Annotated in this window: 21 protein-coding genes; 10 read left to right on the forward strand and 11 right to left on the reverse strand. The window is 55.2% G+C overall.

Translation table 11 applies throughout. The features are described from left to right. Both ACWAU4_RS19870 and ACWAU4_RS19875 read right to left on the reverse strand, forming a co-directional pair. On the reverse strand, positions 1 to 1,767 hold the full coding sequence (locus tag ACWAU4_RS19870) for an ABC transporter ATP-binding protein/permease (protein WP_025011342.1): 1,767 nt from the start codon (positions 1,765 to 1,767) through the stop codon (positions 1 to 3). A 58-nt stretch (positions 1,768 to 1,825) separates the two neighbouring features. Next, the gene (locus tag ACWAU4_RS19875; RefSeq protein ID WP_454290361.1) at positions 1,826 to 4,288 is read right to left on the reverse strand and encodes a TonB-dependent receptor plug domain-containing protein; all 2,463 of its coding nucleotides are present in this window, start codon (positions 4,286 to 4,288) and stop codon (positions 1,826 to 1,828) included. 205 nt (positions 4,289 to 4,493) lie between these two features. On the opposite strand from ACWAU4_RS19875, the gene ACWAU4_RS19880 reads away from it, so the two are divergent. The 8 genes from ACWAU4_RS19880 (at position 4,494) to ACWAU4_RS19915 (ending at position 10,679) form a co-directional block, all read left to right on the forward strand. Further along, the gene (locus ACWAU4_RS19880) at positions 4,494 to 5,234 is read left to right on the forward strand and encodes a DUF3450 domain-containing protein (protein ID WP_141250878.1); all 741 of its coding nucleotides are present in this window, start codon (positions 4,494 to 4,496) and stop codon (positions 5,232 to 5,234) included. After that, positions 5,231 to 6,559 (forward strand): MotA/TolQ/ExbB proton channel family protein, encoded by a 1,329-nt coding sequence (locus ACWAU4_RS19885; protein ID WP_342180083.1) that lies wholly within the window; start codon positions 5,231 to 5,233, stop codon positions 6,557 to 6,559. The genes ACWAU4_RS19880 and ACWAU4_RS19885 overlap by 4 nt, the downstream gene beginning before the upstream one ends. Then, positions 6,556 to 7,050 carry a MotA/TolQ/ExbB proton channel family protein gene (locus tag ACWAU4_RS19890; protein WP_096141164.1) on the forward strand — a complete coding sequence of 165 codons (495 nt, stop codon included), beginning with the start codon at positions 6,556 to 6,558 and terminating at the stop codon, positions 7,048 to 7,050. The genes ACWAU4_RS19885 and ACWAU4_RS19890 overlap by 4 nt, the downstream gene beginning before the upstream one ends. Before the next feature lie 3 nt (positions 7,051 to 7,053). Beyond that, positions 7,054 to 7,461 (forward strand): ExbD/TolR family protein, encoded by a 408-nt coding sequence (locus tag ACWAU4_RS19895; protein ID WP_115389658.1) that lies wholly within the window; start codon positions 7,054 to 7,056, stop codon positions 7,459 to 7,461. Continuing rightward, positions 7,430 to 8,089 carry an energy transducer TonB gene (locus ACWAU4_RS19900; protein WP_025889824.1) on the forward strand — a complete coding sequence of 220 codons (660 nt, stop codon included), beginning with the start codon at positions 7,430 to 7,432 and terminating at the stop codon, positions 8,087 to 8,089. Before ACWAU4_RS19895 ends, ACWAU4_RS19900 begins: the two co-directional genes overlap by 32 nt. Continuing rightward, positions 8,073 to 9,269, forward strand: a complete 1,197-nt coding sequence (locus ACWAU4_RS19905) for a tetratricopeptide repeat protein (protein WP_096141165.1) — start codon at positions 8,073 to 8,075, stop codon at positions 9,267 to 9,269. Before ACWAU4_RS19900 ends, ACWAU4_RS19905 begins: the two co-directional genes overlap by 17 nt. Positions 9,270 to 9,397: 128 nt before the next feature. After that, the gene (gene ric / locus ACWAU4_RS19910; RefSeq protein WP_096141166.1) at positions 9,398 to 10,099 is read left to right on the forward strand and encodes an iron-sulfur cluster repair di-iron protein; all 702 of its coding nucleotides are present in this window, start codon (positions 9,398 to 9,400) and stop codon (positions 10,097 to 10,099) included. Between the two features lie 64 nt (positions 10,100 to 10,163). Next, complete coding sequence (locus tag ACWAU4_RS19915; RefSeq protein ID WP_025011350.1) at positions 10,164 to 10,679, forward strand: AlbA family DNA-binding domain-containing protein; 516 nt, start codon at positions 10,164 to 10,166, stop codon at positions 10,677 to 10,679. On the opposite strand, the gene ACWAU4_RS19920 is transcribed toward ACWAU4_RS19915, so the two are convergent. The 8 genes from ACWAU4_RS19920 to lptM all read right to left on the reverse strand — a co-directional run bounded on the left by ACWAU4_RS19920 (position 10,649) and on the right by lptM (position 16,419). Continuing rightward, entirely contained in the window at positions 10,649 to 11,233 is a 585-nt protein-coding gene (locus ACWAU4_RS19920) for a HupE/UreJ family protein (protein ID WP_028781404.1), read from the reverse strand. The genes ACWAU4_RS19915 and ACWAU4_RS19920 overlap by 31 nt on opposite strands. A 120-nt stretch (positions 11,234 to 11,353) precedes the next feature. Then, positions 11,354 to 11,824, reverse strand: a complete 471-nt coding sequence (locus tag ACWAU4_RS19925; protein WP_045283232.1) for an Sbal_3080 family lipoprotein — start codon at positions 11,822 to 11,824, stop codon at positions 11,354 to 11,356. A 79-nt stretch (positions 11,825 to 11,903) separates the two neighbouring features. Continuing rightward, positions 11,904 to 12,620: an HAD-IA family hydrolase gene (locus tag ACWAU4_RS19930; protein ID WP_208194583.1), complete on the reverse strand. Its 717-nt coding sequence runs from the start codon at positions 12,618 to 12,620 to the stop codon at positions 11,904 to 11,906. Beyond that, a complete protein-coding gene (xerC, locus tag ACWAU4_RS19935) occupies positions 12,620 to 13,516 on the reverse strand; it encodes a tyrosine recombinase XerC (RefSeq protein ID WP_107110699.1) in 897 nt (298 codons plus the stop codon). Before xerC ends, ACWAU4_RS19930 begins: the two co-directional genes overlap by 1 nt. After that, on the reverse strand, positions 13,516 to 14,151 hold the full coding sequence (locus ACWAU4_RS19940; RefSeq protein WP_025011355.1) for a DUF484 family protein: 636 nt from the start codon (positions 14,149 to 14,151) through the stop codon (positions 13,516 to 13,518). The genes xerC and ACWAU4_RS19940 overlap by 1 nt, the downstream gene beginning before the upstream one ends. Then, positions 14,148 to 14,975, reverse strand: coding sequence for a diaminopimelate epimerase (gene dapF, locus ACWAU4_RS19945; RefSeq protein WP_025889830.1), 828 nt, complete (start codon positions 14,973 to 14,975; stop codon positions 14,148 to 14,150). Before dapF ends, ACWAU4_RS19940 begins: the two co-directional genes overlap by 4 nt. Before the next feature lie 49 nt (positions 14,976 to 15,024). Beyond that, the gene (gene lysA / locus ACWAU4_RS19950) at positions 15,025 to 16,269 is read right to left on the reverse strand and encodes a diaminopimelate decarboxylase (RefSeq protein WP_071238619.1); all 1,245 of its coding nucleotides are present in this window, start codon (positions 16,267 to 16,269) and stop codon (positions 15,025 to 15,027) included. After that, the gene (gene lptM / locus ACWAU4_RS19955; RefSeq protein ID WP_162887842.1) at positions 16,270 to 16,419 is read right to left on the reverse strand and encodes an LPS translocon maturation chaperone LptM; all 150 of its coding nucleotides are present in this window, start codon (positions 16,417 to 16,419) and stop codon (positions 16,270 to 16,272) included. 80 nt (positions 16,420 to 16,499) lie between these two features. Between lptM and cyaY the strand changes: the two genes are divergently transcribed. Beyond that, positions 16,500 to 16,829, forward strand: a complete 330-nt coding sequence (gene cyaY, locus ACWAU4_RS19960) for an iron donor protein CyaY (RefSeq protein ID WP_025011356.1) — start codon at positions 16,500 to 16,502, stop codon at positions 16,827 to 16,829. Between the two features lie 14 nt (positions 16,830 to 16,843). Here cyaY and ACWAU4_RS19965 read toward each other — a convergent pair whose 3' ends face one another. Then, positions 16,844 to 19,267 carry a class I adenylate cyclase gene (locus ACWAU4_RS19965; protein ID WP_208135001.1) on the reverse strand — a complete coding sequence of 808 codons (2,424 nt, stop codon included), beginning with the start codon at positions 19,265 to 19,267 and terminating at the stop codon, positions 16,844 to 16,846. A gap of 202 nt (positions 19,268 to 19,469) precedes the next feature. Between ACWAU4_RS19965 and hemC the strand changes: the two genes are divergently transcribed. Then, complete coding sequence (gene hemC, locus ACWAU4_RS19970; protein WP_025011358.1) at positions 19,470 to 20,399, forward strand: hydroxymethylbilane synthase; 930 nt, start codon at positions 19,470 to 19,472, stop codon at positions 20,397 to 20,399. The last annotated feature ends 7 nt before the right edge of the window (positions 20,400 to 20,406 follow it).

A 20,406-nucleotide genomic window follows, 5' to 3' on the forward strand; every position in this document is an offset into this window, starting at 1 on the left:
TCAGGCCTCCCTCAGGCGGGTGATGTTGGCAGGTTGACATTGTTCATCCTGTTCCAGGGAAATAATCTCATCGGCCAGCTGATGCAGTGGCAATTGATGGCTGACCAACACTATGCAGGCCTTGGGCAACTCGGCACGCAAGAGTTGCAGCAGCGAAGTGGCGGCGGCTATGTCCAGTGCCGAGGTGGTTTCATCCAGCAGGATCAGCTCAGGGGCGTTGAGTAGCAACCGGGCAAACATTACTCTTTGCTGCTCGCCGCCCGATAGCCGCTGCAGCCAGTTATCTGTGTGTTCGAGCGTGTCCTGCAGCTCCCCTAAACCCACCTGTTGCAACACTTGGCGGCAACGTTCGTCGCTAAACCTCTGGGTGACAGCCGGATAACAGATGAGCGACTTGAGTGAACCTTCCGGCAGATAAAGGCGCTGGGATATCCAGCAGGGACTGACCCGAGTCGCCAGCTCCCCGTAATAGCCATCCCAGAAGCCTGCCAGAGTTCGCAGTAAACTGGTTTTCCCGATACCGGAGCGGCCGTGCAGTACCAGCAGCTTTCCCGGTGTGAGTGAAAGGCGCAGTCTTTGCAGCAGCGGCCGACCATCCGGCAACAAGAGATCCAGACTGGCCTGCAACAGCGGCACTGCCTGAGGTTCAAGCACATTGACACTTTTATCTGGGGCACTATCGGTTGCAGCTGAGGGCTTGGCGGCGACTGCCGCCTCGGGCCGCGGCGTATCGGCAAACAAACTGGCTTCAAAATGACTCAGACGCTCGACCGTAGCGCTCCAGCGCGCCAGGTCTTTATAGGCGTAGATAAACCAGCTGAGGGCACTGGCCACCTGGGTGAAGGCCATCTTTATCTGCATTAAACCGCCGAGCTGAATTGCCCCGGCAAGAAACTTGGGCAGAGCAAAGAATATCGGCGCCAACATGGTGACCTGGCTGTACCCTGTTGTGAAGAAGGCCAGATTACGCTCCTTGGACATCAAGGCGTACCAGTTTCCGGCTACCCGGGAGAAGCTTTGCGCCAGCGCCTGCTGCTCGCAGTCCTCGCCTCGCTGACCGGCAATGGCTTCACTGTGGTTACGGCGCTGCACCAGGGCGATACGGAAATCCGCCTCACGCTTTTGCTGCTGAAAGTTAAGCCGGTGCAATGGTTTGCCCACCTTGTGGGTGATCAGGGTGCCTATCAGGGTGTAGAGCAGGCAGACCCACACCATGTAGCCGGGAATGGTCAACTCGGCATCGCCCAAGGGAATGCTGATCTCGCCGGACAGCGTCCAGAGGATCACCACAAAGGAGCCTATGGTGAGTACAGAACGCAGGAAGGACAACAGCAGATCCAGCGAAGTGTCCACCAGCAGGAAAACGTCCTCGGCGATGCGTTGATCCGGGTTGTCAGGCTCCTGCTGCCCAAGCTGGATTCGGTAATGGCGACTGTCCGGCGACAGCCAGCGGCTACAGAGATCCCGGGTCATCCATTCACGCCACTGAATAATTAGCTTTTTCTTCAGGTAGTCGGCGTACACCAACACCAACACCAAGGCGACTATGATCAGCATAAACTGCTGCAACAGGGGGTAAATCAGGCTGCCATCCAACTGCTGCAGCGCATTGAAGAAGTCGCCGTTCCACTGGTTGAGCTGCACGCTGAACCACACCGAGGAGAGGCTTAAGGTCAACACCACCAGCAGCAATGCCAACGCCGGCAGCCGTTGCCGATTACACCAAAAGGGTTTTATCAAATGCCAGAACATGGCCAGATGTTTCATATTGGAAAATCCATCAATAGCAACGGGCGGCCGCTGGGCCGCCCGCCGAAGAGTCAGCTTAGTATTCGTAGTTCAACTGCAACCAGAACTGACGTCCCGGCTCATAGTTGAAATAGAGCTGATCCTGGTAAACAAAGGAGTCGTTGGCATTTTTGCGGTTGAGCAGGTTGTAGATCTCCACCGACACAGAGGCGCCCTTGGCAAACTCGGGCTGCCATTGCAACTTGGTATCCCAACGGAAGGTCGAGGCGTAATCCACTTTGGCGTACTTAACCAGATCCTTGCCGGTCTCGGGATCGCGGAAATAACCATTCTGATCGCGACTGGCCTGCTCACGGCTGGAGGTCCAATGCAGCAGGTTATACCAGGTGAGGCCGTAGTCATCGAACTCGTGGGTCAGTTCCAGATCTATCTTCCAGGGCGCATTGAAGTCAGTGGCCGGTAAATCGGCCGCAGCAATGACCTTGCCGTCATACCAAACCTTGTCGGCATCCACATTGAGACCGGATTCGAAATAGCTGTAACCCTGATCTTTCGGGGTGTTGCTCTTGGTTTCCTGCCAGGCGACCGAGAATTTGGCCTGGTGGTTCGCGCCCCAAAATTGAAGGGTTTCCCGATTCATCAGGGTGAAGATCACGCTGTCATGGCTGGTACTGCCGCTGTTGTCGAAAGTGCGAATGGCGCGCTGTTCATAGTCATCAGTGCCGGGATACTTGTAACGACTGCGCACTTCATCACGGCCGTTGCGGTGCACATAGTTCAGCTTCCAGATGCTGTTGCCCCAAATCTGTTGCACACCGGCAGTAAACTCGTCGTTATAGGGCGTTTGCAGGTCTTCCATCCCCTCATAATCCCGGGTCGGCATCCAGTCGTTGTCGGCAGAGTTGGGTTTACAGTCAAAGTAGCAATGCACCAGGCCACCGTTTTGGCCGCTGTAGAGAGCATAAGTCAACATGGAGCGACCATAGTAACGGTTGGCCCCGGCGGTCAGCAGGGTGTTGCCGTCGCCAAACAGGTTCCAGCTGCTGCTGAGTCTCGGAGCCAGATTATTGCGATTGACAAAGCCGTCGTGATCCAGCCGCAGACCAGGCCTGAAGCTGAAATCGCCCCAGTTGATCACATCTTCAACATAGAGGGCGTACTGGCTGTGAGTGCTCTTGTATCTGCCTTCAAGGAAGGCATCGAGACGCAGTTGTGACCAGCCCATCATCTCCAGGCTGCCGTCATAGTTGTTGCGGTAGTAAGTCTTGTCCCGGTTGAATGCGGCGTCCGTGTAACTGGCTTCGCCCCCCAGGGTAAAGGTGTGGCTCATACCGGCCCATTTGAGGGGATCCCATTTCCACTTCAACTTGGCGGTACTGGTTTCCTGGGTCGAGTCCAGATCGCCCGGGCCTCCTGAGGAGTAGGAGCGATTGCTCTGCCAGTCCATCAATTGCACCCAGTAAGTCTGCTCGCCGGCACGCTTGTCTGTCATGCGGTTATAGTTGAGCGACAACTCCAGTGTAGAAGCGTCAAAGCCGTGCTCTATCTCCAGGGTAGAACTGTAGCCCTTGTGTTCATCGCGGTAGTCTGAATTGGCCACCCCGTTGAAGAACATGTCCGCCTCATAGGCCGAATAGGCCAGCGACAGATGCGCCGTGGTGCGTGGTGAAGCGTACCAGGTAAACTTGCTGAACAGATTGTCTGAGGTGCGCCGTTGATGCTTGAGGCCGCCGCCTGTCTTGAAGGCCACCAGCTCACCGTTGGCATCCAGTCCCACTGCGGTAGCAGGTACATTCATCATGGGGATTTTCGACTCACGCCGGGAAACCGAAGCCACAAAACCCAAATCGTCGGTAATGCCGGTTTCAAAGCTCAGGCCATAGTTGCGCTTGCTGTAATCCGTCTGGAATCTGGCCGGTTGTGACAGGTCATTATTGGCCGAGTCAAACTGCAATTTGTCATCTATATGCACCTTGTTCCAACTGGCATCCGTTTGGCGGAAATAGACGCTGGCGGCAGTTTCCCCTTGCCAACTGCGGGTTGTGGCATCCACTACCCCGCCGGTAAAGCCACCGAATTCCACCGGGATATTGGCATCATAAAGGGTCACGCTGTCTATCAGGCGGCTGTCGACATACAAGCCCTGCTCGTCGCTGGACAGACGGGCATTGGTAACCACGCCGCCATCGACCGGATCCAGGTCGTTGTTGATGCTCATGCCATCGAGCAGGAAGGCATTTTGATAGGCATTGCTGCCGTGAATGGAAATGTCGGCGGGTTTGATCTCCCCCTGATTCAGACTGCTGTTGGCGCTGTTGGAAAACTGCACCGCCGGATTGGACCTGAGCAAGTCGGTCAGGTTACCGTCACCGGTTGGGCGTTTTTTGATATCTTCCCGGGTCAGGGTTTCATGTTGGGTCAGGCCATTGTCGGCCTGCTCTCTGACGATTATCTCCTGTTGATCAGCCACATCAACCTGTTGCGCCTGAGCTACCGGCATCAATGCCAGACCACAGACTACAGCCGCGTGTTTCTTCATCCTCAATCCCTTTATTGTTAAAAAACAGCGATGCCGGAGTTAAACCCGCACCACTAAAGTGTGAGGTTGGCCAAAATAACTTGATCAAATACAAATGACAATTGTTATCATTACTATTTGCTGATAATGTCTCAAATCATGTCAACATTCTGGTGATGATGTGCGCAAAACCACAGCATTCCAGACAAAAAATATTTTCATTCAGATGTTTACTAAAACAGCAGTATCTGTCTTGGCCGCCTGGGTATTACAGGTGGCGGCCACGCCGAGTGACCTCAACGAGATCCACAGGGCCGACCGTCAGGGATTAAAGGCCAGCCAACAAGCCCAGCAAGCCATAGAAAAACTCGATGATGAGCAGCAATCCCTGATCCAGGAAAGCCGCCAACTCAAGCATGAAATCCAACTGGCCAGCCATTACCAAAAGCAGTTGCAACAGCAGATAGGGCAGCTGCAATCTTCTCTGGAGGAGCTGGGCGAGCAGCGCCGGCAACTGCGCCAGACCCGGATGCAGCTGGCCCCGATGATGGACGAAATGCTGCTGTCGCTCACGCAACTGGTGCGGGCCGATCTGCCATTTCAGCAGCAGGAACGGCAGCAGCGTCTCGATAATTTGCAACTCTTGCTGCAAAGCGCCGAGCTGAACCAGGGCGAGAAACTGACCCGGCTGTTGGATGCCTACCAGGTGGAGCTCAGCTACGGCTACAGTGTGGAGAGCTGGCAGGGCAAACTCGGCGACGGTCGGCTGGTGAATTTTCTGCGCGCCGGGCGCCTGGGGTACTTTTTCCTTACCCTGGATGGCAAGGCCGGTGGCCGCTGGCAGGGAGATAATTGGCAGGCGCTGGCGCCTGAGCAGCTTGGCAATGTCGCCGCTGCCATCCGAGTCGCCTCCGGAGATGGCATACCGGCACTGCTGCAACTGCCTCTGATAGCGGAGGCATCATGAGCTTTTTGTCTTCCCTCACTCGCCAGACCATGATGCGTCCCGCATTACTGTGGTCGCTATCGATGTTGTCGCTCTCATTGTCCCTCCCCTGCCAGGCCGAGAGTCTGCAACAGGTGTTGGAACAGGTTCGCAGTGGCAGTCGCCAGGAACAAGCGGCCGCCGAGCGGCAAGAGAACCTGAGTCGTCAGAGCCTGGAGCAGGTACGCAGCAACCATAAGAAACTGCAGCAGCAACTCACCCGGACTCAGGCAAATAACCTGGAACTTGAAGACCAACTGCTGGCGCTGCAGCAAAACCTCAAGGACAAACAGGCCCAGCTCAACGCCGAGAAAGCCAGTCTCGACGGGGTGTTTCGCGCCATCCAGGAACATGAGCAGTTGCTGCTCACCACAGTGGCACCCCACAGCCTATGGCGCCACGACAGCAGCGGCCTCGCCGAGATACCCACTGACCAACTTGGCCTGCAGCGACTGCAGGCGCTTTGGACCGCATTGACAGAACAAAGCGTATTGGCTGCCAAACCCATAGTGCAAAGCAGCGAAGGCCTCAATGCCGATGGCACCCCAGTGCTATTGAATGTCACCGAATATGGGCCTTTCAATGCCCTCAGCGACAAAGGCTGGGTACGCTACCTGCCGGCGCAGCAAAGCTGGCAACTGCTGGCTGAGCAACCAAAGCTATCGCCCACCCAGGGGAGTGTCTGGCTCGACCCCTCGTTTGGCAAGTTGCTGCAACAGGCGGCAAACGGTAACGGCTGGTTCGACAAGCTCAAACCGGCAGGAATAGTCGGCGTCTTTATCGGCCTGATAGCCCTGATAGCCTCAGGTATAGCCCTGAACCGCCTGTGGATACTGCGCCGCGAAAAACGGCGGCTGACCCAACAGCAGGCCAGTCAGCAAGTGCAGAGTGACAATGCCCTCGGCCGGGTGATGTTAGCGGCAACCGACTGCCCCGAGGAGCAACTCGAAGCGCGGCTCAACGCCGCCGTACTCAGCGAAGTCCCCCGCCTGACCCGTGGTACTGGCACCCTGGCGGTATTGGCGGGTATTCCACCGCTGCTGGGGCTTCTGGGTACGGTTGGCGGCATGATTGAAACTTTCGATGTGATCACCCGTTTCGGCAGCAACAACACAGAGCTGCTCTCGGGTGGCATTGCCGAGGCACTGCTGACCACCCAGCTGGGACTGATGACAGCCATTCCGCTGCTGTTGCTGCACTGCGCAGTCAAGAGCCAGAGTCGGCAACTGACCCAGATGCTTGAGCAGGAAGCGGCCGCCCTGGTGGTATTGCAGCGCTTTGGTGACACAGGTAACCCCGGGCAATGAGCACTTTCTATGACTTTGTGCTGCAGGCCGGCGTCATTGTTTGGCTGATACTGCTGCTCTCTTGCCTGATGTGGTATCTGCTGCTTAAGGGCTTTAGCCGTATTCGCCGCCTGAGCCCCTGCTGGCTGGATGATGCCCGCCACTTGAACCCCAAGCTAGCGCGCTATGACCTCTGGCAAAAGGCGCAGCTGCAACAGGCCTTTATCAGCCGCGCCGCCCTGAATTTAAGCGGCGGACTCGACTGGATAGATTCACTGATAAAGATACTGCCGCTGCTGGGGCTCTTGGGCACTGTCGATGGGATGATCAGCAGTTTTGCCGAGCTTGGGCAACTCGATGTCCAAAAACAGCTGTCATCCGGGATCAGCTCGGCACTACTGACCACATTGGCCGGTTTGGTGACCTCTCTTTCCGGACTCTATCTGGCCTATCAGCTCAAGCAGAGCAATCAGCGGTTGCTGGCGGAGCTGCGCCGGACATTTTCGGAGTAAAAGATGCAATTCAAACACACAGATGGTCAGGGCACAGAAGCCAATGTCGATCTAACTCCCTTGATTGACGTGGTATTTATTCTATTGATCTTCTTTATTTTATCGGCGTCATTTCAGAAAACCCAGTCGCTGGAGCTGGAACGCCCCACAGCTCAGGTGCAAGACAATCAGGATAAGCGCGCCATCTTAATCAGCATAGACAAACACAATGTGATCTGGCTGGAACAGCAAGCCGTCAAGGCGGTTGAACTGCCCGCCCGGCTGAAACACACGCTGGCAAGTTCAGAACAGAGTTCGGCCATTATCGAAGTGGATAAGCATGTCACCAGCGGCAAGCTCATCGAAGTGGTCGACAAAGTACGCATCGCAGGAGTCAATAATGTGGCCGTCGCAACCCAAGACCCCAGCTAGCCAAACAGGACTGATTTTCACCAGTGCCATACTGATCAATCTGGCGTTGGCCAGCCTGATCTATGCCCTGACTCTGAGCCAAAGTACAGCACCGGTTAAACGGGTCACATTGGGCGGAGTCTACTTTCCCGAGCGGCAGGATAGCAAACCGCAAGAGCCCTTGCCTGAGGTGCGCCTCAGCTCGGCGCCGCTGACTTCCTCGCCACCACCTCCGCCCATGACACTGGATCTCAGCGCGCTGGATGCCAACACAGGTATTCCTGTGCCGGATCCCCTGTGGCCGACGCCGGATGATATTCAGCAAATCCAGCCACCGACGCTGAATTTCAGCCAAAGCGGCAGCGCCCCCGGCAGTACCATGCAGGCCAGTATCGCCATGGCGCAGGTGGTGTTTCAAATGCCGCCCGAATACCCGCTGCAGGCCAAACAGCGGGGCATTGAAGGACAGGTGACCCTGGATTTGGCGATCAACCCGGAGGGCAGAGTGGAAGATATCAAGTTGGTGGATGAAACCCCCAGCGGCGTGTTTTACCGCTCGGCTTCCAGAGCCGTGCTCAGGTGGCGCTTTGCGGCGCCCAAGCAGACCCAATGGCAACGGATAGTGATCAGATATGAACTTGAAAAATAGCCTGTTGTTTTGCTGCATTCTGTTCAGCGCGCCGCTGCTGGCGAGCAATGCACTGCAACGTTACCAACAACTGCAGTTTCAATTGCAGCGGGATCCTGCTGCGGCGCTCAAGGCGATTGAAAGCTTTCAGCGTCAGTATGCCGAAGGCAGCGACAACGAACAGCAGATGGCGGCCTACCTGCATCTGCAGGCCTGCATCAGTCTCAAGGACTATCAGTGCGCCGCGCAGCAAACCCGGCTGTTGCTGGCTTTACCCGTCACGGCATTGCAGCAACGGGATCTCTATAAGCTGGGTGCCCAGTTGAACTATCAGCAAAGCGAATACCGCCAAAGCCTCGAATACAGTAAGCAGTGGCTGCAACTGGCGGCCAATCTCCAAGAGCAACAACAGGAACAAGAACTCAAACCCGGCGCCACTGAATTTGCCACCATGCACTCGCTGGCCTCCTACGCCGAATTTCAGTTGCAGCACCTACCAAAGGCCACTGAGCAGATGCGTCTGGCACTGGATTGGGAAGTCACCGAAACCCGGCAACACTTTCTGCAGTCCCTGTATCAAAGGCAGCAGCGTTTGCCGGAAGAAGAGCAACTGTTGAGACAGATGATCGCCGCCTATCCGGATCGCCCCCTATATTGGGAACGCCTGGGCCATAACCTGCAGCAACAGGGGCAAGAGCAGGAATCACTCAATGTCCTCAGCTCGGCCTATAAGGCCGGGCAGTTGCCCACTCGCAGTATTCCACTGCTGGCACAGTTATTGATGCTGCATCAGGCCCCCGGCCGAGCGGCAGATCTGCTGGAGCAACACAGCGAGGCACTGGCACAACACTCCAGCTATAAGCCGCTGTTATCTAAGGCCTATCTGTTGTCGCGTCAAAGAAACAAGGCGCTGAGCCTGCTGCAGAAATCAAGCCAAACCCAAGGACAGAAATCCCTGCCGCTGCGGGCACAATTGGCTTACAGCCTGGGGCAATGGCCGCTGGCACAACAACTGTTGTCACAGCTACGGCAGCAAGATGCAGATAACCGCTACTGGCAGCTGTTGCTGGCCCTGAGCCACTACGAAGCCGGGCAGTTACAACAAGCCAAAACCTTGCTTAAAGCGATCAATCAGGGAGAGTACCAGACGACGGCGGCTCAGTGGCTGAATCAGATAAACTACCTCACGGACGCCCCCTGAGGCTCTATCAGGTTTGCCTGCAAAATGTGATTAACCAAGCAAAACAGTCAAGTTTTATTGGCCTAAGCTTGGCTAAAATTAAAGATGCTTTTATTATGCATGTAAATTGATAATACAGAGAGCATCCTATGTCAGCGCAAATCTCCCTCGAACGCAGAGTCGGCGAACTGGTCGCCGAAGACTTCCGTAACGCCCATGTTTTCAGCCGTTTTGGTATCGACTTTTGCTGTGGCGGTGGCCGTTCATTGGCATCGGCCTGCGAGCGAGCCGGCGCCGAGCCCACCGAGGTACTGCACGCCTTGAGCCAACTGGCCGCAGAGGGCACGCCGGACGATGCCTTGGCCAAATTGCCACTGGGTGAGCTTATCGAGCATATCGAAGCGACCCACCACAAATACATACGCGATACCGCGCCGCTGCTGCTGGAATATGCCCAGAAAATGGTGCGGGCCCACGGTGAGCATTATGAAGAGATCAAGCCCTTGGCCGGTTGGATCCGCGCCTTGATGGACGACCTCTTGCCCCACCTGCAAAAAGAGGAACAGATACTGTTTCCGGCCATTCGTGCCCTGAGTCAAGGGCAAGAGTTCAACGCCTGTTTCGGCCATATAGGCAATCCTATCCGGGCAATGGAATATGAGCATGATGAGGCGGGGCAAATTCTGGCCAAGCTGCAGCAGTTGACCAATCACTACCAGGCCCCTGAGCATGCCTGCACTACCTGGCGGGTATGTTATGCCACCCTGGCCGAGTTTGAAGCCGATCTGCACCGCCACATCCACCTGGAAAATAACCTCTTGTTTCCCAAAGCCCTGGCACTGGTGGACTGAGGGCTGTTCAAATCCCGGCTGACTTGCTACAACTGCAGTAACAGCAGTAAACAAGGAGTCAGTCATGCCGGCTACAGGTTTCATTCTGGACGATATTGAAAATCTGCGTGAGTCCGCCGCGGTGGAGTTCAAGCTCGCCGCCGGACGCCATGGCAAGGGTGCGCTACCGCTGGCGCTGTGGGAAAGCTACAGCGCCTTTGCCAATACCAATGGCGGCGAGATCATTCTTGGTGTCAGGGAGGAAAAGGGCGAGTTTTTTATCGAAGGAATAGCCGAACCCAGGCCCCTTATCGATGAAGCCTGGAAGATACTCAACAATTCACAAAAGATCAGCGCCAATATTCTTGGCCCGGCCGACATTCAGCTGATAGAACTGGCCGGTAAGCAGTTGATCCGCTTTCGGGTTCCCCAAGCCGACTACAGTCAGCAGCCCGTCTATCTGGGGACAGAAGCGATTGGCGGCACCTATATCAGGGTCGGAGATGCCGATATGCGCGCCAGTCCGGCGCAGGTGAAACGCATGCTAAGACGCAAACAGAGACACAGTATTCAAGCCAGCCAGAGTTCCAGAGTCAAATAGCTTCCCACCAGGGCGATAGCCGAGCCCATGAGTTGCACCACACGTTTGCGCTTGCCATCCGGGTTTATCAAACTGCCGATGATCACCCCAGCAACATGAATGGCCGCCGTTCCCAACAAAAAGCCCATGGCATAAATGCTTGGCCTGGCCAACTCAGGCATTTCAACGCCGTGAGCATGACCGTGAAACAAGGCAAAGACGCCGACAAAGGCCATGGCAAAAGAGATGGGCATCTCACGGTTGAGTGCAATGGCAAGCCCCAGCAGCAATACCGACAGGGCAATACCCGATTCAACAAAAGGGATCGGCATGAGTGACATACCGGCAACCGCGCCCAGGGTCATGAAAAACAGAAATGCCAAAGGTACAGACCAGATGGCACTGCGCCCCAACTGGGTACTGAGAATACCGACACTGAGCATGGCCAACAGATGATCGAACCCCAATACAGGGTGATTGAAACCATCCCAGAAACCACCATCCGCATGCAGCTCGTGTGCTGAGACCGGCAGGCTCAACAGCAACAACAACAGCATGATTATTCGGGATGGCATAGGTTAAACCTCAGAGCACAACGGCAAGGAGCTATACACTAGCACCAAGTCGATGTTAAAAAAATGATAAGAAACTAAAAAAGCGCGCTTTGATGCACGCTTTAATGGTGAGAAATTGTTTCAGGGAGCCAGAGTCAGTGGCTGTGCCCAGGAAACACGCGCCTGTTTCTGTTGGATCAATTGATTGATCAGTTCACGGATCTTAGGTTCGGCATCAATGAACTTGTTCATATTGGCTCCACCCATCCGAGCATCATAGATAGCCTGACCATCGAGTCTACCCTGGTGATACACCTTAATCTCGGCGTATACCATATAAAGCGCCAAGTCCCATGCCCAATTCGCACTGTAGGTTGCAGTCCAATCACATTGATCGGCGGCGTTTAACTCTTGAACCAGTCGATAGCGTATCTGTTTTTCACGCAGCACCTTCTCCACTTCCTGCAAGAAACCTTCCCTGACCTTTGGGTTTTCCAGAATACAGAGGCCTGCATCTTGATGCAGTGCCACGGGATCGACCTGTTGTTTGATGGAGCAAGCACTGAGCCCCAAAAAAGATGTAAGCAGTAGTATGGCGAGTCGTTTTGTCATTTTCTTCTTATCCATAGAGATGGTTACAGCCCGGCCGGGCGCAGCCAATCTACTCAGAAAACACAAAAACGCAACAAAATCACAATAGAAGTGCCAATTCACTCAGAGAATGGAGCCGAATGTGAGGCAGCAGGGTGTTGGCTGCTCTGCAGTTATCACCGGCAAACGCCGGATTGAGCCAGGCAGCCTGACAGCCGGCCTTACGGGCACCTTCGACATCTGTCAGCGGGTGGTCGCCGACATGCAGCAGCGCCTCAGAGGGTAAGGCCAGGCGCTCGGCGGCCAACTGGAACATATCTCCCCAGGGTTTACGTCTGACACCATTGCCCGGATGCAGCACAAACTCAAACATCTCTCCCAGGCCAATTCTGCCGGCATCCACATTGCCATTGGTGATCCCGACCAGGCGAAAACGCTCAGCCAATTGCGAAAGTAAGGCGAGCACTTCCTTTGACACCTTAAAGTCACTGCGCCGCTCAAGGAACAAGGCCAGACCCGCTTTCGCGCCCAGCTTTGCCTTGTGCTTATCATATCCGAGCATCTCCAACCCGGTTTGCAGCAGCATCAATCTCGCGGCACTGGTGTCATGGGTCAGCTCGGCTTGCTGCAACAAGAGCTGGCGCTTCAATGCCCGCCAGTCTGCGGCCTGCCAATTGCCGCTCCGGGGGTACTCTTTGGCCAGCCACTCGAGCAATGCGCCTTCGGCGGCGGCGATAATTGGCCGGTTATCATAGAGGGTATCGTCAAGATCAAAACTGATGGCTTTAATAGCGCCGGGGCGAAGAAACACCTGCATCACTTGTCCTTTTTGGCTCTGGGGTGAGCGCCGTCATACACCTTGGCCAGATGCTGAAAGTCCAGACTGGTATATATTTGGGTGGTCGCCAGATTGGCGTGTCCCAGCAGCTCCTGCACTGCCCGCAAGTCGCCGCTGGACTCAAGCATATGGGTCGCGAAGGAATGCCTGAGCTTGTGGGGATGCACCCTGGCGGATAACACCTGTTCCTGCCCCCAGCGCGCCATGCGCGCCTGAATACTGCGATGCGCCAAGCGCTTGCCCTTGGCGGTCACGAACAGCGCCTGATCTTCACAGGGAATATCCCGGCGGTAATCCAGCCATTGTTGCAATGCGGCAATGGCGACCGAGCCCACAGGCAGCAGCCGTTCCTTGCCACCTTTACCCATCACCTTGATTTGCTGCTGGGCGAAATCCAGTTGCGGCACATCCAACGAGGCCAACTCGGCCAGACGCAGCCCTGAGGAGTAACACAGCTCCATCATCGCCTTGTCACGGGCACTGAGGGGATCTGTCACCTCAATATCCAGCAGATGACTGATGCTATCGGCGTCGAGATTCTTGGGCAGCGGCTTATTCTGTTTTGGGGCGCTCAGTTGCCGGGCGGGATTACTCTTGACCAACTCTTCGAGCAGCAGAAATTCGTAGAACTGCTTGACCGCCGACAGGCACAGAGACAAAGAGCGGGGGCTGAGACCCTGACGATGTAACTTGGCCAACACAGCACTCAACAGGGGATCAGTTACCTGGTCCCAGTCAATATCCTGCGGCAGCAGCCCGGCAACCCGTTGCAGTTCGCGCAGATAGTTGCGGGCTGTGTAAGGAGACAGCTGCCGCTCGGCACTGAGATGGCGCTCGAAGCGGCCAAGCCAGGGAGAATCCTGTTTAACGGCCATCAGAGCTTGGGCAGCAGATGGTCCAACAGCTGCCGCAACTGATCCAGCAGCATATTGTCCATCTCCGGATGGAAGTGAGTCACATCGGCACTGGCGATAGCAAAGATCACCTGGCCATTTTGTTCCGACAGCCGTGCCAGTGACACTGAGCCGACTTCAGAGCCGAACAAACGCTTGGACTCCTCCTTGGTCAAGCGACCAAAGTAATAGCCGTGCTGCAGGCGCTTACGCCAGATGGCCGAGAGTTCTGAGTCGATATCATGCACGGTAATCAGGCGTACATGGCTGAAGTTAAAGGCTTCTTTAAGCTCGGCGCACAGCACCTGCCTAAGCTCGCCCATATCTTCGCAATCGAGCAGCTTCAATGAAAGCTGGGTATTGAAGCGGAAGATTTTCTCATTGCGGCTGGCCATGCCAAGCAGCGCGGTGATCTCCTCTTCCAGCTGCTGTACCCGGCTGCGCAGTAGCTCCTGCCGCCGCTCTACCAGAGAAACAGTGCCACGCTCGCCGTGGGGCAGACGCATAGCCAACAGCAGCTCGGGGTGACGACAGAAAAACTCCGGGTTATCCAACAGATATTCACGGATGATCTGCTCATCAAAAGGTGGATTGAGCTTAGCTTTGGCGTCTGTCATATCTGTATCTGTCCGTCGTATACCTGTTCGGCCGGGCCTGTCATCCACAACGGCTTGCCCTCACCGTCCCATTTGATTGTCAGGGTGCCGCCGGGCAGGTCGACCTGCACAGTGTTGCCCAGCTTGCCCTGCAATTGGCCCACCACTGCAGCCGCACAGGCACCACTGCCACAGGCCAGGGTTTCGGCGGCGCCGCGCTCATAAACCCTGAGCTTGATATGGCCCTTGTTGAGCACCTGCATAAAGCCGACATTGACCCCTTTGGGGAAGCGTTCGTGATTGGTCAGCTGCGCGCCAATAACATCGACATCTGTGGCAGCCACATCCTCGACTTCCAGCACACAGTGGGGGTTACCCATGGAGACTGCACCGCAGAGGAAGGTTTGCCCTTCGGTTGGCAAAAGGTAGGTCTTTTCGGCCTTTTTGGCCTTGAAGGGGATCCGCGCCGGATCCAAGATAGGTACGCCCATATTGACGGTGACATTGCCATCGCGCTCCAGTCGCAGGGTCATCTTGCCGGATGAGGTGCTGACCTTGATCTTGTATTTCTGGGTCAGGCCCTTGTTGCGAACAAAGCGGGCAAAGCAGCGGGCGCCGTTGCCGCACTGTTCGACCTCGCTGCCATCGGCATTGAAGATACGATAATGAAAGTCCAGATCCGGATCATAGGGCGGCTCGACCAGCAGCAGTTGATCGAAACCGATACCGAAGTTGCGGTCGGCCAGGCGCCGGATCTGCTCCGGCGAAAAGTACACATTCTGAGTCACGCCATCGACGACCATAAAGTCGTTGCCCAGACCATGCATCTTAGTGAAGTGGATCAAGATTACTCCTAGGTTCCAACGCCTACAGCGGGAAAGTACTCACACTAGTTTACGGCAGCAAGTGCTCACCTTGCCACAGTTGTTCCAGCTTTTCCCGTTCACGCACCAGATAATGTTCACTGCCATCGACCATGACTTCAGCCGCTCGCGGACGGGTGTTGTAGTTGGAGGACATCACAAAGCCATAAGCACCGCTGGAACGCACCGCCAGCAGGTCGTGGGCTTGCAGCACCAAGGCGCGCGATTTACCCAGAAAATCCCCGGTTTCACACACTGGGCCGACTATGTCGTATTCCCGGCTTTCACCCTCTCTTGGCTGCACCGGGATAATCTGCTGCCAGGCGCTGTAGAGTGACGGGCGGATAAGGTCATTCATGGCACCGTCCACTATCGCAAAATGCTTGCCGGCATTCTCTTTCTGGAACAGCACCTGAGTGACAAAGATCCCGGCATTGGCGGCAATCGCCCTGCCCGGTTCGAAAATTAGCTTCAGTGGTCGTTCACCCAGACGCTCGAGCAATGCGGCGGCATACTTGTCCGGTTGTGGCGGGGTTTCTTCATCATAAGTGACCCCCAGGCCACCGCCCACGTCCAGATGCTCAATCACTATGCCTTTTTCTGCCAGCCTATCGATCAATGCCAGCATTCTGTCCATGGCATCAAGAAACGGCCTGAGTTCAGTAAGCTGTGAGCCGATATGGCAGTCGGCGCCCTTGATGGCCAGGTGCGGCAAGGATTGCACCTGCAGGAAGGCTTCCTCGGCTTCATCCATGGCGATACCGAACTTGTTTTCTTTCAGGCCAGTGGAGATATAGGGGTGAGTACCGGCATCCACATCCGGGTTGATCCGCAAGGAAACCGGCGCCTGTTTACCCAAAGAGCCTGCCACTTCGTTGAGCAGTTCAAGCTCGGCGCGGGATTCAACATTGAAGCAATATATGCCCAACTCCAGTGCCAGTTTCATTTCCGCCGCTGTCTTGCCAACACCGGAAAACACCACCTTGGCCGGATCGCCACCTGCGGTGATTACCCGGGTCAGTTCTCCGCCTGAGACAATATCAAAGCCACTGCCAAGGCGCGCCAACACATTGAGCACCGCCAGATTGGAGTTGGCCTTGACCGCATAGCAGATAAGGTGCGGATGAGAGGCCACGGCTCTGTCAAAGGCATGCCAATGGCGCTCCAGTGTCGCCCGCGAATAGACATACAAAGGCGTACCATATTGAGCCGCCAAATCGGCCACGGCACAGTCTTCGGCATACAGAGCCTGAGCTTGATACTGAAAATGATCCAATTAGTTTTCCTCTGTCGATTGCTGGGGTTGCTCGGTTTGTTCCGCCTGGGATTGGTTGTCCGGCAGATCCGGGCTCTTGTATAGCGCGCCTTTTTGACCACAACCAAGCAGCAACAGGCTAGCAAGCATCAGGGATAAAAACAGTCTCATTTTACTCAACATCTGGGCAGCAGGATTACATTAGCCTTATAATCGCATTCATCTTGATGAAAGCAAAGGACAGATATTCCATGGCAATGACAGATACCGAATATCATCAGCTCGCCGATGAAATGTTCGACCGGATAGAAACCGCAATTGAGAATGCAATCGATGAGCAGGATGCCGATGTTGATATCGACGCTTCAGGCAATGTGCTGCAACTCGAGTTCGCCGACAGCTCCAAAATCGTGATCAACAAGCAGGAGCCGCTGCACCAGATCTGGGTAGCAACCCGTTTCGGCGGTTATCACTTTGGCTATGTCGATGGAAAATGGATAGATGAGCGCAATGGCGGCGAGTTTATGCCCTTCGTCAGAGAGTCCATCAGCCGCCAGGGCGGAATAGAGCTGTCGTTCTGATGATTTAGGGGCGGTCAGAACTCTGTCTGCGCCGCCCTTGCCGTGACCCCGAAAGGCACCACATCCAGATTACCGCTTTGGCGCACCAGGCGGAAAAACTGCGGAAAGTTGAAGTGATTTTTAAGGCTCAGGACTTCGCCAAAGGCGTAATGCTGGGTAACAGTATTCACCAATTCACTGACATCCGGATTGCTGTGCACATAGTGGCTCAAGCCATTTCCTTCATCCAATACAAACACGTCCAACTCGTCTTCCCGGCTGCGCAGAAAATACTGTATCACCCCTTTCACCGCATAATTTTGGATAACCTCAGGCACCTTGACCCAAGGGTCATTGGCAAGCTCAGGCCTTGGCAAACTCTGTAACTCGCCCCTGGCCAACTGACGATAGAGGGACTTCACATCGCTGAGATCCCGGTAACTCATGCCCTTGGCATCGAAAAACAGGCCATATTTCTTTTCACCCAGTTGCAGTGGCTGCACCAGGGTCTTTGACGGACAGGCATCTTTTATCAGTCGGTGCACCTGCTTGAGAATATCCACTACAGTTTGTTCCAGCTGGGACTGCAGCTTTTGCGAAGCACTGACGACATCGAAGGCCACCTGTTGTGGCGCCCTTCTCATGCCTGGAGTGGCAAAGGCGATGGCCTCCAGCAGAGCCTGCTCACCGACAAAGCTGTGACAATGCCATTCCCCCCAGGAGTTGAGGCTCATCAGTTGCACCGACCCCAGTAAACTGATTGCCGGTTTTCCTGTCGCCAGCAGGTTGCTGCCCATGAGTTCCAGCATCAAGGTCTGGCCCTGCCAATGCTCGCTGGGATCCTGCTCCAGATTGAGGATCCACACCAATTTGCGATAATGCCAAGGCTGGCACAGATCCAGTTTCGACACCCGCCACTTCTTGTCTTCGGTGTAAGGCAGTAGCCGTTCAGCCACCTGGTTAAGACGCCGGCACCGCAGACGACCCGCGCCGTATTCAAACCAGCGGCTATTGACAGTGGCCACCCCATTGAGACAAGCCCAAATCATCAAGGAGGCGGCATTATCGGCCTGATAGATGGCCACTTCGCCCATAAACTGCCGCGGCTCAGGTGACAGACGATAGAGATGACAGCGACCATCCTGCTCGCTGCGGACTATAGTCAGATTCGGCTCTGCCAGCGACTGACTCCAAAGCCGGTTGAGCCGCAGGATCTGCTGCTTGTCCTCACTGAAATAGGTGTGCAGCTTACGGGTCAGCAGCCCCAAATCTTCCACTTTAAAGTACTCGCTCAGCCTGTGGGTCGAAGCGAAATGCAGCAGGGTCTGGTAGCTGGCCAACATCAACTCGTTGAGCTGGGCGTTGAACCACTGCAACTGGCCACTGTGCCAGTGTTCACAATCATCCAGGGTGGTCAGCAGGCTCTGGGGCCATTCCCACTGTTCAACCAACTGCTTGAGCTTTTGGTAGCGCCAATCGTGACACTGCTCGACATCACTGAGCCTGATACCACATTTGAGGTAAAAGCAGCGGCGCACTATCTCCAGCCGACGCTCGTCTCCCACTTTAAGCAGATAAGATTCGATATATTGATACAGGAGCAGATAGGCATCGTTGGCGTTGGAAAAGTCACCGGCCAGAGTTCTCAACCACACCCATTCGCTGACCAGATTGGTTTGTGGATAATTACTGGCATAGGCTTCCAGCAGCAGCACCTTGAGCAGGGCCTTGTGCGGCTTGTCCAGACCTTTATAGAGCTGCCATAAAGAGGCACCAAAATACTCATTGGCCGGCAGTTGGTGCACATCACCAAGGAACAGAAAGTCATTACAGGGTTGGGCATTGGGCCACCAGGCGACTGTCTTGCCGGCCAGGCGGATATGACTGCGATAGAACTCTTCCAACAGCAACCAATGCTGGGCACTGCCGCTGTGTTCATGCCCCAATAGCTCCCATTCGGCGTCCTGATAGCAAGTGTCATCACGGCAAAACTGCCGCGGGTGTACCAGATAAAAGTTCACCTCGAATTGAAAGCCGGCAACCCAGCGGGTGAGTTTTAGGCTCTTCTCCCGCAGCAGTTCCACTTCTTCCTGGGTTAGCCCGGCGTCATAGACCAACCAGACATCTACATCACTCTTGGGGTTCTGGCCAAAACTGGCGGTGCTGCCCATTACGTAAACCCCTTCCAGTACAGGACTGGCATGCTGTGAGTCTTCGAGCAGTGGCAACTTGAGAGTAGCGAGCGATTCTTTGAGCTCGACTGAGTGTTGGAACCCCTTGATACCGCAGGGCGTCATGGGGCCGTTGTATCCGGGCAAGCGGTTGTGATGCTGATGCAACAACAGAGGGATCAGGTTAAACAGATGCCTTTGCAGTGGGGAAAACAGCGCCTGAGCACGGGCCAAACGCACTCGATTGAGGCGCTCGGCGTATTCGGCGTATTGTCGCTGACGCTCGATCATCCGAATTTCACTATCCCTGAACCAGTTAGATGATCATGCTAACACTTTTAAGGTAGCAGGCAAGTAATGAGATCAAGATCACACTATTTGGCGAAAATTTAACGTGCCCACTTCAAAGATTGAGCAGCGTTCGGTGCCATTCTCCAATGGGCAATGTTAGCATTGGCGCATTTAACGTACTCTCACGGAAAAGATTGGCATGTCAGAAAATCGCATTCGCATAGCAACACGTAAAAGCCCTCTCGCCATGTGGCAGGCAGAATTTGTCAAAGCCGAGCTGGAACGCATTCACCCCGGGCTGACAGTAGAACTGCTGCCAATGAGCACCAAGGGTGATGTCATCCTGGATACTCCTCTGGCCAAAGTGGGCGGCAAGGGGCTGTTCGTTAAAGAGCTGGAAGTCGCCATGCTGGAAGACCAGGCGGATATCGCCGTGCATTCCATGAAAGATGTGCCGGTTGAGTTTCCCGAAGGGCTGGGGCTGGAAGTGATCTGCGAACGTGAAGATCCCCGTGATGCCTTCGTTTCCAACAGCTACAAGAGTATAGATGAACTGCCTCAAGGCGCGGTTGTGGGTACTTCAAGTCTGCGTCGTCAGTGTCAGCTCAGAGCCCGTCGCCCGGACCTTATCATCAAAGATCTGCGCGGCAACGTGGGAACCCGTCTGGGTAAACTGGATGCCGGTGAATATGATGCCATCATTCTGGCTGCTGCCGGGCTTATTCGCTTGAAATTATCAGAGCGTATCGCCAGCTTTATCAGCGCCGAAGAATCACTGCCGGCCAACGGCCAAGGCGCTGTGGGCATCGAATGTCGCACCGACGATGAGCGGGTAAAAGCCTTGTTGGCACCGCTTGAGCATAAAGAAACCCGCTATCGCGTACTGGCAGAACGGGCAATGAACACACGTTTGGAAGGGGGTTGCCAGGTCCCCATTGGTGCCTATGCCGAAATCCAGGGCGAACAGCTGAGCCTCAGAGGCTTGGTAGGTAATCCGGATGGCTCCGAGGTGATCACAGGTCAAGTCAGCGGTCACCAAGACGAGGCCGTAGCCCTGGGTAACGCCCTGGCAGAAGAACTGCTGAGCAAAGGCGCCAAAACCATATTGGATGCCGTTTACGGCAAATAACAAGGCG

This window comes from Shewanella sp. FeAMO, assembly GCF_053653955.1.

Bases quoted from the DNA above. Each gene is read 5' to 3' on its own strand.
- ACWAU4_RS19870 (WP_025011342.1), bottom strand. From the start codon at position 1,767: ATGAAACATCTGGCCATGTTCTGGCATTTGATAAAACCCTTTTGGTGT.
- ACWAU4_RS19875 (WP_454290361.1), bottom strand. From the start codon at position 4,288: ATGAAGAAACACGCGGCTGTAGTCTGTGGTCTGGCATTGATGCCGGTA.
- ACWAU4_RS19880 (WP_141250878.1), top strand. From the start codon at position 4,494: ATGTTTACTAAAACAGCAGTATCTGTCTTGGCCGCCTGGGTATTACAG.
- ACWAU4_RS19885 (WP_342180083.1), top strand. From the start codon at position 5,231: ATGAGCTTTTTGTCTTCCCTCACTCGCCAGACCATGATGCGTCCCGCA.
- ACWAU4_RS19890 (WP_096141164.1), top strand. From the start codon at position 6,556: ATGAGCACTTTCTATGACTTTGTGCTGCAGGCCGGCGTCATTGTTTGG.
- ACWAU4_RS19895 (WP_115389658.1), top strand. From the start codon at position 7,054: ATGCAATTCAAACACACAGATGGTCAGGGCACAGAAGCCAATGTCGAT.
- ACWAU4_RS19900 (WP_025889824.1), top strand. From the start codon at position 7,430: ATGTGGCCGTCGCAACCCAAGACCCCAGCTAGCCAAACAGGACTGATT.
- ACWAU4_RS19905 (WP_096141165.1), top strand. From the start codon at position 8,073: ATGAACTTGAAAAATAGCCTGTTGTTTTGCTGCATTCTGTTCAGCGCG.
- ric (WP_096141166.1), top strand. From the start codon at position 9,398: ATGTCAGCGCAAATCTCCCTCGAACGCAGAGTCGGCGAACTGGTCGCC.
- ACWAU4_RS19915 (WP_025011350.1), top strand. From the start codon at position 10,164: ATGCCGGCTACAGGTTTCATTCTGGACGATATTGAAAATCTGCGTGAG.
- ACWAU4_RS19920 (WP_028781404.1), bottom strand. From the start codon at position 11,233: ATGCCATCCCGAATAATCATGCTGTTGTTGTTGCTGTTGAGCCTGCCG.
- ACWAU4_RS19925 (WP_045283232.1), bottom strand. From the start codon at position 11,824: ATGACAAAACGACTCGCCATACTACTGCTTACATCTTTTTTGGGGCTC.
- ACWAU4_RS19930 (WP_208194583.1), bottom strand. From the start codon at position 12,620: ATGCAGGTGTTTCTTCGCCCCGGCGCTATTAAAGCCATCAGTTTTGAT.
- xerC (WP_107110699.1), bottom strand. From the start codon at position 13,516: ATGGCCGTTAAACAGGATTCTCCCTGGCTTGGCCGCTTCGAGCGCCAT.
- ACWAU4_RS19940 (WP_025011355.1), bottom strand. From the start codon at position 14,151: ATGACAGACGCCAAAGCTAAGCTCAATCCACCTTTTGATGAGCAGATC.
- lptM (WP_162887842.1), bottom strand. From the start codon at position 16,419: ATGAGACTGTTTTTATCCCTGATGCTTGCTAGCCTGTTGCTGCTTGGT.
- cyaY (WP_025011356.1), top strand. From the start codon at position 16,500: ATGGCAATGACAGATACCGAATATCATCAGCTCGCCGATGAAATGTTC.
- hemC (WP_025011358.1), top strand. From the start codon at position 19,470: ATGTCAGAAAATCGCATTCGCATAGCAACACGTAAAAGCCCTCTCGCC.